Genomic DNA, 12,471 nt, shown 5'->3' with positions numbered 1-12,471 from the left:
GTTTTTCTAGAAAAAACGCTCTTATCAATGAATTAAAACCTAACGTATTGTAACCTGACTTCTTGATTAAATTATATTATTTCTTGAATACTAGCAATGGTTTATCTTTTTTTACGATATAGGTAGCGAGTTCGGAAGCCCTAACCTTTCCAATATTTTTTGCGGAATGGTTTCTCCCTGCTGGAACGAAAAGTACTTCACCTGCTTTCAGTATAACGGGCTTTTCACCTTCCAACTGATATTCAAATATACCTTCCAGCACATAAATAACCTCTTCGCCAGGATGTGAATGCATACCTACCGATGTCCCTGGTTTAAGGTCGATGCGTGCCTGAATGGTTTCATAACCTGCAGCTTCTATATTATGCCGCTGAAGATCTGTACGCTTTACTGGTGATTCCTGTCCAAAAACTTTACCTGTTAATAATGCTGTAACCAATCCGAATGTTAAAAATAAATTTTTCATATTCTGTAATTTTTATTGTTGTTTATTCTGTTTTGATATTACAAAGTTGGGGTAATTGGACCTGTCCAGCAATGGATAGTTTTCCCTTTCAATTGCATTTTTTGCCTATTTGACACTATGTATCGAATATCTCCCAGGAAACGCTCTATATTCATAAAATTTTCAGGCTATCTCCTACTTATCTTGCAAATAAAAGCTTAACAGACCTCTAATTATCTCAAAAACAACATATTACTCACCAAAATCTGACGGGTTCGACAACTATGGTTAACCCTAGTTTCTCTTCCCTACCTTATATTCAGGATCTATTCGCATTGGATAATAAAGTATATATAATTAAATATAATACTTCAAATAGTACCTATACAGGAAAAGTATTTGTAAACGGTGTTGAATCACTAACCTTATCTAGGTGTCTCACGAGAATCATTAAGTAGAAGCCTGTGATTTTTGTCACATCAAAAATGTGCCTAATGTCAACGTTATTTATTTCCGTTCTATTCATATTTGTATTGTTCATTTATAATATTAATAGGTATGGAAATTAATGCAATAAACCCATGGAAATGGCAAGACGCCAGAAGTTATTCTCAAGCGATTGAAGTTAAAAATGTAGAAGGCACCTTATATGTTTCAGGACAGACAGCCATCAATGATGATGGGATATCCAGTACTGAAGACATGAAAACTCAGCTTATCAAAAGCCTAGCTAACCTTGAACGTGTAATTAGCGAAGCTGGATACTCGTGTAGTAATATTGTTAGATTAAATATTTATACCACATCAACCGAAGAATTATGGCCTCATTTTTCAATATTTCAAGATTGGATAGCCAAACACGGAACTAAACAAGCATTGACTTTACTTGAAGTTGTTAGTCTATTCGAAACTCTGAAAGTGGAATTAGAAGCAACGGTTGTTAAGTAAGTAATTATTTAAAATTCATATAACTTAACTCCTTTATGCTTTAACTTTTTAGCATCTTCTTTATGGTAAATCTATTTGTTAATACAAATGGATTTACCTTTTTAGTTAAGATCCACTTGGCGAGAATATCAAAAATAGCAGCCATTTAAATATGCAATCCATCCATGAAATAATGAAGTATAATGAAAGGTTTTAAAGTTATGTAGGGATATTTTATGCCAGCCTTCCATACCTTATGGAAATGCTGACCGTCATACCACGCGCATTCTTTATTATACTCCAAAACAATTTAAACTTTTTAATGGGTTCAGCTGACAAATTATTAAATAACAGATGCTTATAGGTAGTAGTTAACGATATTTTCTAGCAACTCACCTCCCAGCTTGAGATACTTTTGCAGTGAAAGTATTACTCCGAAAAACACTAGCCATTTTGCTTGTCCTCCATATTATTTATGCCTTATTCAAGTATATATATATGAAAGTTACATCGCAATATAATGTATCTTAAGTCACGCATTTTATGATCAGTGAAAAGGCCTTAGCCTGATAAGATTATAAGATCAATTATTTTCAACTTGTAACTCTTTTATTTTTTTTATCCCCGTTTCGTCCAGCCACTGCTCAAATCTTGTTAGTTTGGGCATCCAGGACGATATAAGTTCATAATCAATGGGATCGTAACCTTCTCTGTCGATCATTTCAACCAGCTTTGCAAATGTTTCACTTTGCTGGTAGAGTATATCCAAAGGTATCTGTACAAAATTGATTGCTTGCTCCAACTTCGCTTCCAATAGCTGTAGAATTTGTTTAGGTGTGTAAAGTTCGCCTCCAAAATCGATAGTTTTGCCGTCGAATTCTTTGTAATTCTGAAATATTATCCGTGCAAAGGTGCCTATGTCATTTGTGGCTACCCAAGAAATTGCCTTGTCTTCAGGCAAGGGATTTATAAACTTATCTTCTCCCAACCCGAAACTTGGCAAAAGCAGATTTTCCATAAAAGTAGCGGGTCTAATCACGGCCCCATGTAAGCCACTGTCCAGTAGATATTTTTCAATTGTAAATTTAAATTTTGGCCTAAATGAATCCTGCTTGTCCGATCCGAGAACTGAGGAATAAAGGACAAATTTTACTCCCTGTTCCTTTGCTAATCGGATTGCCCGTATTCCAATTTCCGCTTCTTTTTCATCTGTTTCTTTGTTGGAAACCCATACAGGAGGAAGGACCAGGTAAAGGCCATCGACTTTTCTTAAGATATCTCTTAATCCCTCCACATCTTCCAGATCTCCCTTTACCAGAACTGCTCCAGCTTTTTGTAAGCTGAAAGCTTGTAAGGATTGAGGATTTCTGGTAAGTGCAAAGACTTCAAAATTATTTTTTAACAATTCGTATGCTAAGGCACTACCTTGCTTCCCAGTAGCACCTGTAATTAGGATTTTTTTCATTTTTTATTATTATTTTGAACAAAGTTACTTTCCTCATTTAGTAAATTTGTGGTTAGTTACCTTTAGGAAAGTGTCATGGAAAAAAAAGTAAAACCTTGTATAGCGGATGAAACGATTTTGAAGCAGCGATTTCTAGCTTTAAGGGATACCTTAGATTTACTAAGTGGTAAATGGCGCTTCTGCATTCTTTTAAACTTACATTATTATGAAAAATTACGGTTTAAAGATTTTTTCGAGGTTTCTAAAGGTATCTCTCCTAAAGTACTTACTTCTGAGCTTACGACATTGGAAGCCCATCAATTGATAGAGAAAAGTATTGAATTTACACCCACAAAAGATATCGCTTATTACCGATTGACCCAACACGCACAAGAAATCTGGCATGTCCTGAATACTTTGATTGAGTTTGGCCTCTCCAACCGTAAAGAAGTAATCCAGTCGCTGCATCAAAATGATAAGTAACCGGGACAAACATTTTTAGATTACCCTTAGGCCTGCAATTTGATTTCGGTCATTGGCCATTTAAGAGGCTTTTGAGCTATTGATTCATTAATTAACAATTGTTATCGCCGGCCTATTTTTTACTTACCACTTTTGTTTCATATAACAATTAATACGGTAGCATCCCAAACAAATGAAAAACAAAATCTATTATTCGATCCTAATACCCTTTTTTAGTTTTTTTTTTTTGCCTACTCGCAAGAGAAATTTACCATAAGCGGGTATTTTAGATTATGCGAGGTATTTTCCGTAAATTTACTAAAACCAAAAATAGAATTGACATAATCTCCCGGGCCTATTAAAGAAAATAATCATGTCAAAAAATGCTGAGACAAACAACGATAAATGGCGTATATTTAAGCCGCTCTTTACCCAGATAGAGGTCCCCGCCAGAACAAAATTGCTGGAAGAAGGCAACGTTTCCAAAAAAATGTTTTTCATTGAAAAAGGTTGCTTGAGAACTTGGATAAATAATAACGGCAAAGATATAACAACACAGTTTTTTTTCGAAGGAGATGGTGTTTCGTCCATCGAAAGCTTCATGACAAACAAACCTAGCTTATATACAATTGAAAGTATCGAGCCCTGTATTATACAGACGATTACGCAGAAAGATTTTCAGGATACGCTCAAGAGTTCGCAAGAACTGAAAGATAGTATAGTTGAGCATTTATACAGTCGCCTTCTAAAAAACCAGCAGATCTTCTTTTCCTATTTAAAAAACACCCCGCAACAGCGTTATGACGAATTGCTTGCGCAGCACCCTAAAATCATACAGCGCGTTCCGCAGCACTACATCGCTTCATATCTCGGCATAACTTCTGTGTCCTTGAGCAGGATCCGCAACAGAAGGTAGAAAATTTTAATGGCCGCTTTCGATGGTCTGGACACCGTTCTTATCAATTTATCGTTTACCGATTTGTATAAAAATTGGAAACACTTCTCATTTACTTACAAAGGAGGTTGTCTTGCTACAGCCTATCATCAAACACGAATCTATTTCTTAACAATTGTTATCGTCCTGGCCTGTTCAAACATCGGATCTTTGTATTGTAAATAGTAAACAATTCAAAATATGAGAGTAGCAATAGTGTTCGACCATCCATATGAAAAAAGTTTCTGCAACGCTATTTTAGAAGCTGTTACAGCAGGAATGCGTAAGGGAAAACACGAGGTGGATCTTATCCATCTCAACAATGATGGTTTCAATCCAGCCATGTCAAAAGAAGATCTCAAGGCTTTTGTAGATCATTCTCCTGTTGATCCTCAGGTGATAGACTATAGCAATCGTCTGAAAAATGTAGATCATTTGATTTTCATATTTCCGATCTGGTGGGATCTGATGCCGGCTATGACCAAAGGGTTTATCGATAGGGTTCTGTCTCCGGGTATAGTCTATGACCACCACCCTCGGGGTTTCGGGTTGGTACCGCTGTTGAAAAATTTGAAAGGCGTAACTCTTATCACAACAATGAACAAGCCCAAGATAATGTATTCACTGCTGATCGGCAACCTCATCAGGAAGGCCATGCTCAGAAGTGTGTTTAAAACGATGGGATATAAGAATTTAAGCTGGATCAGCCATAATATGGTGAAATCTGTTTCGCAGGAAAAGAGAGTCAAATGGCTCAATGATCTGGAAAAAAAATTTGCTGAATTTGAATAGATAGTCATCCAATTAAATTTTAAAATAATGAAACTAGACAGAAAATACGTGACACCGTTCATTTCCCTGCTATTTGTAGTCCTGGCTATTACAGGGATTTTTATGCTCTTCCATCTATTTGATGGGTATACCGAAGTCGCACATGAATTAATTGGGATCGGATTTGTAATTGCCGCAATTTTTCACGTTATGCTTAATTGGAAAGGCCTAAAAATTCATTTTATGAAAAAGGTCTTTGTACCGGCGGCTGCCGCCGTAGCGATACTTGTCTTATTTTTTGTTTATCTGGAACGTAAGCAGCTGCCCTTGGATATCGTGATCGTAGACAAAACATTTAAAGCTCCATTAGAACAATCCTGCAAAATCCTGAATATTGACTATCCGACAGCAGTCAAAAAATTAGAAAAAAAGGGCTATAAAATAAGCGACATAAAAACACTTGAGGACATCTGGAAAAAAAATGATACTGACCCCCAAGAAGTTATAGAATTGCTGATGCATTAAACATCTTGACTCGAGCAGTGGGGCAGATAACTTCCAATGCATAAATCATTCGTCTGCTTTAATAAAGCCGAAGCCTTTAAAATCACTAAAAACAGCATGCTATGAAATACTTTGTCGTCGAAAACAAAGAACAGCAACGAAATGAATTTTTGTATGATATTGTCGACTTCCTATGGGACAACGGCAATGAGGTACACATCAGTAGCAATTACAGCAATGCTGACTGTCGACACCTTATACAAAGCTGCGATTGCATCGTTCTATTAAAATATCAGGAAACTTGCCTTGATAAAGCAAGAGAAGCTTTTCAAAATGACCTTGCACTAGAGAAATCTATTCTAAAAAAAACCTTTCTTTTTTTTATAGAAAATGGTATTTATAGCAATATCATACCTTTTCCATATAAGCTCTTTGATCTTAGGCAATTAAATAAAAATGAGCTATCTCGTTTTTTTTGCTGGTGCAAAAAGCTAAATAGCTTTAACCTCCGCAGGTAAGCTATAGGCGATCTATTCAAAATCGTTAATCAGTTCTGAATACCTTGATTGCGTTTGGCCTTTCCAACCGCAACCAAGTAAGTAGTAAACTTATTTAATTATTTACCAAAAATACGTATTAAAAAATCTTTTAAGGACATTGGACTTCTGCCAAGTAATTGTTTGACATCACTTTTATTGGTGTCGAACTCTCCTCTGGCAATTGCCTCACTGTACCTTGCCAAATATGCAGAATCATCTTCAGAAAACCCGTTCTGCAGCAGCCGTGCAAGGTATACATCAAGCTGCGGTTGGTTATAAGCAACCCGTTTGCCCAAAATATCTGATATCAGCTCAGCAATTTCAGCGAAGGAGAATGCGGTATCTGCAGCGATGACATATTCTTTGTCTTCATGACCATCCGTAGTAAGTACAACAGCTAAAGCTTCAGCCATTTCTTTTATGGGTAAAAAAGGTACTTTACCATTTCCAGCAGGGATAGAAACACCTTTATCCAATATATTATTTCCGGACAACATCGGAATTATATCTGCATACATCGTATTGGCCATCAAGGTATATGGTACAGCTAGCTGTTTTAGATAATCACTTGTCTCTGCATGGTATTGCACATCCCCTGCCATTATACTTCGCCGCAGATCTTGCATTTCAAAACTGGTATAAATGATATGACCAACACCATTTTCCTTGGCAGCATTAATTACGTTTTTATGCTGCTCAAACCTGTGAGCTATTTCCGATGAGGAAGATATCAGCAGTAGCTTGTCCACATATTTGAACGCAGCTGTTAAAGACTCAAAATTCTGATAATCGCCATACCGCACCTGAATACCTTTTGGTTTCAATTCATTTGATTTGGATTCGTCTCTTACCAATGCGGCAATATTGCTTGCGGGTATTCCCTTATTCAATAAAGAATCGATGGTAGCCTTACCTAGATTACCGGTTGCACCTGTTACTAAAATCATAGTGTTTATTTTAAGATAAATGATCGTTATAAAACAAAAACCCATTTTGGTTTCTCAATCTCACTTCTTGTTCAGTGCGGGGGAGCAATTTGTCTAACATTTCTACTGCAGCACTTTGAATTTCCTGTATAAATGGGCGCAAGTCGTTGTTATATGCTTCAAAAGCTAATTCAAAATTCCCGTTTTGTTTCTCAAATGCCTCGGCCAACGCTGTTGCACCAATTATAGCTAAAGAACCGCCCATACCTGCGGCTGGTGAAGCACAATAGGCTGCATCACCTACCAATGCTACCCGTCCTTTGGTCCACGATGGCATTTTTATCTGGCAGAATTTATCAAAATAAAATGATTTAGAATCTACAAGCTCTTTTAACAATTCTTTGGCCCTCCAGCCTACACTTTCAAATTGCGCTAAAATTATTTTCTTTTGTTGCTCTTGATTGTGGAAATCATAAGCAATTTCAGCTTCGGGCCGGAAAGTAAAAATGATGTCTGTTTTATGATTGTAAGCGTAAAGTGCAATCCCTTTGTTTGGCTCCGCAAAGATCTGGTAAGTACCTTCTTCTACCAATAATTTATCTGCAATGGCAATGGAAAAGTATTGACCTAGAAAATCTACATACTGGGTTTCGTCACCAAACCAGATTTTTCTGACACCTGAATGTATACCGTCACATCCAAATACTAAATCATAAACCTGTCGCGAACCGTTTTTAAATATAGCTTCAATATTATCCTTTGTTTCGTTTAATTCTGCAATGCTATTATCAAAGATAATTTCAACATCGTTTTTTACGAGGTCAAAGAGCATACCGAGCAGCAAATCTCTTTCTATTTCAAACTCATTATCTGGCAATTTTTCCAACGAAACAGCATGTTCGGTAACATCGTCCGCATTTTTAAATTCCCATCGTTCTGGCCCTAGCCTATTGGCTTTTATTTGTTCAAAAAGCCCCATCCGTTTAATGATGTCAATGGTTTGGTCTTTTATATCAACAGGTGTTCCGCCCATTTTGAGATGACTTCCGATTTCTACAACAGTCACTTTGAAGCCCATTTTATTCAGCCAATATGCCGTGGTGAGCCCTGCAAAACTCGCACCCGATACAAGCACTTTTTTTGTTTGTTCCATTTCTTACGTTTCAAACTTAATGGTACAAAATTCGTGAGTATGATAAGAAAGAGAAATACCTCATCGGGGCAAGTATTGGACTAATCGTACCTTTTATTTCGAAAAGCCAATGCAGACATACCTGTACTCTTGTTAAAAAGCCTTGAAAAATAAGGGTAATCGTCATAGCCTAATTCAAAGGCGATTTCTTTAACCGATTTGTCCGAGTGATAAAGTAACCGCTTTGCTTCCAAAATAATTCTGTTCTGAATGTGCTGTGAAACAGTAAGACCTGTAGTATATTTTACACTTTCATTCAGATAATGAGTGGATATATTTAATTGCTTTGCGTATCTGGCAGGCCGCTTTAGTATGCAATAATTTGTCTCTAATAATCGCTTGAAAGACCTTGTAATTGATTCAGTTCTTGATGCCTTGTTTGATACGCTGTTTTGATCTAAAAACGCAGAAATGATCAACGCGATCAAAGTATTACAACTATCTTTCAAAAGTGGATAATATAATTTATTGTCGTTTTGTCTTGAAAACTTTAGACAAAGAGAAAAAGTTTCAAAAATATCTGTGCAAATATTATTTGTCAGTTCCAATGGCTTTGCCGGTGCAAGTTCTTCCAAAAATGTAAGGTAGTCTGGGTTTAGATTTTCATTTTTGACCGCCAAAGAACAAATATCCATTGTCGTGAAATCCAAAATTCGATGTACTTGGTCTGGATGCATATAAACAACTGTTGGCGCATTGATCTCATATTGTTGAAAATCAATTTCTATTGTTACAGTTCCTTTTTCAACAATATAAAATGTATGGCCCTCGTCCCGATGTGGTTGTGTTGCTTCTCCGCAGTGCTGGCCTGTTTTGAATTCGTCTATTTTAATACTGATTTTGTCAATAGCAATACCTAGACTGAACCTGTCAGTCATTGAATTTACAAGTATGTTTTTGTTTGCGGACATTATTGGTTGCTCTAATTCCTTATATTACATTTTTTCAAAAACCCTAAAACGATTTCGATGATAACATCCTCTTCCGAACTAATACCTGCACCATTTCAATCCTTAAAAAACTTTTAGGTATATCTTAGGAGATTATTCCAAAATTTTAGTTACCCCCAGGAAGTAGTCTGTCAACGAATTAAAGCGCGACAGCATCGCTGTTTACCCTGAATTGCTTTTGCGCAAAGGATCAACGTAAAAATAGGAATGTGATTCCTATTACTTCCCAATAATCACTTTTCGGTGTTCAGTCCCCCAATCAGCCAAAGTATCTATGATTTTTTTTAAAGTCAAACCATATTCTGTTAGTTGATATTGCACCGTTACAGGTTGTGTATCGAGCACTATCCGTTTAACAAGCTGATTCATTTCCAATTCCTTTAATTCTTTACTGAGCATTTTATTGGAGATACCTTTCACATCGTTCAAAATATCAGAAAAACGCCGTTTGTTGTAATAACAAACCGACGATATAATTGAGATTTTCCACTTGCCATTCAACACGTCCATGGCGTCGTGAACTGCCATAATTTGTTTACTATTTGTGTCACTATCACCGCATTTAATTTCCTTCATATGTTACCTTGTTACTCAAAAGTTACTGTTACTTTTAGTTACAAAGTTACTAAAATAAATTTATTCATTTTAAATTTGCATCGTTAAAGAAATCGATTTCAAATAACAAACAGATTTAAAAGGTTTAGATCAATAATGAATTTTCAATCAATAAAATTTAAGAAATGAATTTCACAAATAAAAATGTAATTATCACAGGCGGCAGTGCAGGAATTGGACTAGCAACCGCAAAAACATTTATTGAAAAAGGTGCACGGGTTTTGATAACCGGTAGAAATACTGATAGCCTGCAAGCAGCGTCAATAGATATCAATAGTCCGAATTTGAAAACCTTGGCCTCTGATATTTCTAAGCTAACAGATATTGCGACGTTGGAAAAAGAGGTTACAGAAAGCGGAACCAAAGTAGATGTACTTGTCTTGAATGCAGGGATTGCAAAGCAATACTCAATAGAAGATACAACAGAGGAGGTGTTTGATGACTTGTTCAACATTAATGTTAAAGGCCTATTCTTTACTTTGCAAAAACTAATTCCGCATTTATCAGAAGGAGCCTCTGTAATTCTTATTTCATCTGGAGTATCCGTTAGTGGATATGCACAAATGGGAGCTTATGCAGCGACAAAAAGTGCCGTTGATGCAATTGCACGTACAGCCGCAACAGAATTGGCTGACAGGAAAATTAGGGTAAACGTCGTTGCTCCCGGCTTGACGGATACACCTATGAATCAGCAAACGCCCGAAGATATTAAAAATGCTATAGCAGCAGCGGTTCCCCTGAAACGAATCGGAGAAGCAGAAGAAATCGCAAACGCTATTGTTTTCTTGGCTTCGAGTGGTGCTTCTTACATTTCAGGTTCTTACTTGGCGGTAGATGGAGGTGTTACCATACGCAGATAAATATTTCATGGCTATGATACTCCTGGCTTTATCAGTGTATCATAGCCTAAAAGCACACCTGATGTTCGCAGCTTTGTCTTATTTATTAAAATTTATTTCTTTCGAAAACTGTAGGGTTTTGAAAGTTTCATCATTTAAATTTGATGGTTCTAATTTATATATAGTGGGAACTCCTATACGATTATAACTGTTAAATTGCACCTAAGAAACAAAAGAAGTTGACTGCGACTGATATTGAGTCAAATTCTGAATCATTCCCATATACGGCAAATTAGAGAATAAATCTTGCTGCAATAAAATACCCACCTCCAATAACTAATAATGGAAGAGCTATTGATAACAGAACCAACGTCCATACAAAAACTCTAAAATAGCTATACAAACTCACCTTAGACGGATCGACAGGGTCATAGATGACAGTGGTTGTCTCCCCTACTTTCCAGGTTGGAGGGTCATTTCCTTCAGCCAGTTCGTAGGTGATTACCCGATTATCTTTTGTCCGAAAAGTGAAAACCGGTGCAAATACTTCGCCTTCTGATTCATATTTGTGAAGATCGATAACAGTTGCTGTAGCTTTATCACCATTTTTTAGGAATTCCATTGTATTACGGAAGCTGAAGATTGCGAGTAAAAGAAATACGACTCCTAATCCTAAGATTAAATAATATTGCCACATAGGTTTATTTTTAATTTGTTCCACTTCAATTATTCTATCATATCTAATTGATAAATAAACACTAACGAATATAATACAATTTTCAAAAATTAGCTAATCCTAAAACCTGTCAACGATGCAGGGTAATTTTCAGGAATTGAATTATCTGAGGAAGAGATCAAAAACATCACAATTGAAATATCATTTTCCAGGCCCCTGCCGATGGCAAAAGGCTGATGTTTTTTTCAAACCAGCTCAAAATGTTTCCATTATAATCGTTCTCGTATAAGGAATAGATTGCATCCACATATTATATTCCCTATTGTTTTGAAAAGTAAATAAAAAAGCTCCAATAGCTTCTAATGCCAATGGGTTAGCGACATTGGATTTATATACTGCAGATAATGTTTGGGGCAATGGCTCAAAATCGCTATCCGAGATAAGCAAAGCAGCCCCTAATACCCTAGAAAACAAAACGCATAGAAATAGCAGATGAAAGTTTTCGAAAAATAGATGGTTTCACATAGAAAAGCCATTGTCATATCATATTTATATTAAATTGAAGTAAACTAAAAATGAAAATGGGGCATAAAACCAGCTCAGTAGCGATTCAGAATTTTAACGGTTTTTATCTATAAAAAATCTCTAATATTTTTCTTTACTTCACTTTTAAATCTATATTTTAAGAAAAAAAAAGAAAACGAAATGTTATCCACAGAATATTATTTTAACAAATATTTTCTGCAACTCAGTGTATTTGCATTTCCATGGGTTGGTTCAGAGGAAATTGCAAAAGATATCGTGCAGGACGCATTTATCGTTCTAATGGGTAGACAGGATTTACTGGAAAAAGGGGAGCCCGTAATTAAAAGCTTTCTTTATAGCTCAGTAAAAAATCTAGCGATGAATATCAAGCGAAGAAATGTTGTATTTGACCGTGTACGCAACCAATTTAACACTGACAGACCAGATGACAATGACGTCATGGATAATTTAATAAATGCAGAATTGATCGGAGCCCTTCATCGGGAACTGAATGAACTACCTGAAGGTTGTCAGAGAATTTGCCGTTTAATCTATCTGGAAGGAATGAAGTATGAAGAGGTCGCTCAAGAACTAAATGTCTCCGTCAATACGGTTAAAACTCAACGCATGCGAGCGATAAACCTACTAAAAAGAAAATTCTTAAATATCTTTTTCACATTTTTTACTTTCTGACGCACAAACACTTACCATAAAATTTTATT

General features: G+C 36.1%; 14 protein-coding genes. 7 read left to right on the top strand and 7 right to left on the bottom strand.

Annotated elements, in window-relative coordinates:
- Positions 1-76 precede the first annotated feature (76 nt).
- Positions 77-466: a cupin domain-containing protein gene (locus tag HPC41_RS00840; RefSeq protein ID WP_172392130.1), complete on the bottom strand. Its 390-nt coding sequence runs from the start codon at positions 464-466 to the stop codon at positions 77-79.
- A 537-nt stretch (positions 467-1,003) separates the two neighbouring features.
- Between HPC41_RS00840 and HPC41_RS00835 the strand changes: the two genes are divergently transcribed.
- Positions 1,004-1,393 (top strand): RidA family protein, encoded by a 390-nt coding sequence (locus HPC41_RS00835; protein ID WP_172392129.1) that lies wholly within the window; start codon positions 1,004-1,006, stop codon positions 1,391-1,393.
- A 562-nt stretch (positions 1,394-1,955) separates the two neighbouring features.
- Here HPC41_RS00835 and HPC41_RS00830 read toward each other — a convergent pair.
- A complete protein-coding gene (locus HPC41_RS00830) occupies positions 1,956-2,837 on the bottom strand; it encodes an NmrA/HSCARG family protein (RefSeq protein ID WP_172392128.1) in 882 nt (293 codons plus the stop codon).
- A gap of 75 nt (positions 2,838-2,912) precedes the next feature.
- Here HPC41_RS00830 and HPC41_RS00825 point away from each other — a divergent pair, with 75 nt between their 5' ends.
- From HPC41_RS00825 to HPC41_RS00810, 4 genes are all read left to right on the top strand, one after another.
- Positions 2,913-3,299, top strand: coding sequence for a winged helix-turn-helix transcriptional regulator (locus HPC41_RS00825; RefSeq protein ID WP_172392127.1), 387 nt, complete (start codon positions 2,913-2,915; stop codon positions 3,297-3,299).
- Positions 3,300-3,651: 352 nt separating this feature from the next.
- On the top strand, positions 3,652-4,194 hold the full coding sequence (locus HPC41_RS00820; RefSeq protein ID WP_172392126.1) for a Crp/Fnr family transcriptional regulator: 543 nt from the start codon (positions 3,652-3,654) through the stop codon (positions 4,192-4,194).
- Between the two features lie 219 nt (positions 4,195-4,413).
- Positions 4,414-5,004, top strand: a complete 591-nt coding sequence (locus tag HPC41_RS00815; RefSeq protein ID WP_172392125.1) for an NAD(P)H-dependent oxidoreductase — start codon at positions 4,414-4,416, stop codon at positions 5,002-5,004.
- A gap of 27 nt (positions 5,005-5,031) precedes the next feature.
- On the top strand, positions 5,032-5,508 hold the full coding sequence (locus HPC41_RS00810) for a DUF4405 domain-containing protein (protein ID WP_172392124.1): 477 nt from the start codon (positions 5,032-5,034) through the stop codon (positions 5,506-5,508).
- A gap of 595 nt (positions 5,509-6,103) precedes the next feature.
- Here HPC41_RS00810 and HPC41_RS00805 read toward each other — a convergent pair.
- The 4 genes from HPC41_RS00805 to HPC41_RS00790 all read right to left on the bottom strand — a co-directional run bounded on the left by HPC41_RS00805 (position 6,104) and on the right by HPC41_RS00790 (position 9,670).
- The gene (locus tag HPC41_RS00805) at positions 6,104-6,973 is read right to left on the bottom strand and encodes an SDR family oxidoreductase (protein WP_172392123.1); all 870 of its coding nucleotides are present in this window, start codon (positions 6,971-6,973) and stop codon (positions 6,104-6,106) included.
- A gap of 10 nt (positions 6,974-6,983) precedes the next feature.
- Entirely contained in the window at positions 6,984-8,105 is a 1,122-nt protein-coding gene (locus tag HPC41_RS00800; protein ID WP_172392122.1) for an FAD-dependent monooxygenase, read from the bottom strand.
- An 80-nt stretch (positions 8,106-8,185) separates the two neighbouring features.
- Entirely contained in the window at positions 8,186-9,022 is an 837-nt protein-coding gene (locus HPC41_RS00795) for a helix-turn-helix domain-containing protein (protein WP_172392121.1), read from the bottom strand.
- 291 nt (positions 9,023-9,313) lie between these two features.
- Positions 9,314-9,670 (bottom strand): winged helix-turn-helix transcriptional regulator, encoded by a 357-nt coding sequence (locus tag HPC41_RS00790; RefSeq protein WP_172392120.1) that lies wholly within the window; start codon positions 9,668-9,670, stop codon positions 9,314-9,316.
- A gap of 164 nt (positions 9,671-9,834) precedes the next feature.
- Here HPC41_RS00790 and HPC41_RS00785 point away from each other — a divergent pair, with 164 nt between their 5' ends.
- Positions 9,835-10,569 carry an SDR family NAD(P)-dependent oxidoreductase gene (locus HPC41_RS00785; protein WP_172392119.1) on the top strand — a complete coding sequence of 245 codons (735 nt, stop codon included), beginning with the start codon at positions 9,835-9,837 and terminating at the stop codon, positions 10,567-10,569.
- A gap of 271 nt (positions 10,570-10,840) precedes the next feature.
- Here the strand turns inward: HPC41_RS00785 and HPC41_RS00780 are convergent, their stop codons facing one another.
- Positions 10,841-11,170 (bottom strand): DUF3592 domain-containing protein, encoded by a 330-nt coding sequence (locus HPC41_RS00780; protein WP_246250244.1) that lies wholly within the window; start codon positions 11,168-11,170, stop codon positions 10,841-10,843.
- A 759-nt stretch (positions 11,171-11,929) separates the two neighbouring features.
- Between HPC41_RS00780 and HPC41_RS00775 the strand changes: the two genes are divergently transcribed.
- Positions 11,930-12,442 (top strand): sigma-70 family RNA polymerase sigma factor, encoded by a 513-nt coding sequence (locus tag HPC41_RS00775; RefSeq protein ID WP_172392117.1) that lies wholly within the window; start codon positions 11,930-11,932, stop codon positions 12,440-12,442.
- Positions 12,443-12,471 lie beyond the last annotated feature (29 nt).

Source organism: Sphingobacterium prati, assembly GCF_013167215.1.
Classification (GTDB): Bacteria; Bacteroidota; Bacteroidia; order Sphingobacteriales; family Sphingobacteriaceae; genus Sphingobacterium; species Sphingobacterium prati.
Note: the sequence above shows the minus strand (reverse complement) of the source record. Positions and strands in the feature narration are given on the sequence as shown.

Coding starts and splice junctions, on each gene's coding strand:
- HPC41_RS00840 (WP_172392130.1), bottom strand. CDS start 466: ATGAAAAATTTATTTTTAACATTCGGATTGGTTACAGCATTATTAACA.
- HPC41_RS00835 (WP_172392129.1), top strand. CDS start 1,004: ATGGAAATTAATGCAATAAACCCATGGAAATGGCAAGACGCCAGAAGT.
- HPC41_RS00830 (WP_172392128.1), bottom strand. CDS start 2,837: ATGAAAAAAATCCTAATTACAGGTGCTACTGGGAAGCAAGGTAGTGCC.
- HPC41_RS00825 (WP_172392127.1), top strand. CDS start 2,913: ATGGAAAAAAAAGTAAAACCTTGTATAGCGGATGAAACGATTTTGAAG.
- HPC41_RS00820 (WP_172392126.1), top strand. CDS start 3,652: ATGTCAAAAAATGCTGAGACAAACAACGATAAATGGCGTATATTTAAG.
- HPC41_RS00815 (WP_172392125.1), top strand. CDS start 4,414: ATGAGAGTAGCAATAGTGTTCGACCATCCATATGAAAAAAGTTTCTGC.
- HPC41_RS00810 (WP_172392124.1), top strand. CDS start 5,032: ATGAAACTAGACAGAAAATACGTGACACCGTTCATTTCCCTGCTATTT.
- HPC41_RS00805 (WP_172392123.1), bottom strand. CDS start 6,973: ATGATTTTAGTAACAGGTGCAACCGGTAATCTAGGTAAGGCTACCATC.
- HPC41_RS00800 (WP_172392122.1), bottom strand. CDS start 8,105: ATGGAACAAACAAAAAAAGTGCTTGTATCGGGTGCGAGTTTTGCAGGG.
- HPC41_RS00795 (WP_172392121.1), bottom strand. CDS start 9,022: ATGACTGACAGGTTCAGTCTAGGTATTGCTATTGACAAAATCAGTATT.
- HPC41_RS00790 (WP_172392120.1), bottom strand. CDS start 9,670: ATGAAGGAAATTAAATGCGGTGATAGTGACACAAATAGTAAACAAATT.
- HPC41_RS00785 (WP_172392119.1), top strand. CDS start 9,835: ATGAATTTCACAAATAAAAATGTAATTATCACAGGCGGCAGTGCAGGA.
- HPC41_RS00780 (WP_246250244.1), bottom strand. CDS start 11,170: ATGGAATTCCTAAAAAATGGTGATAAAGCTACAGCAACTGTTATCGAT.
- HPC41_RS00775 (WP_172392117.1), top strand. CDS start 11,930: ATGTTATCCACAGAATATTATTTTAACAAATATTTTCTGCAACTCAGT.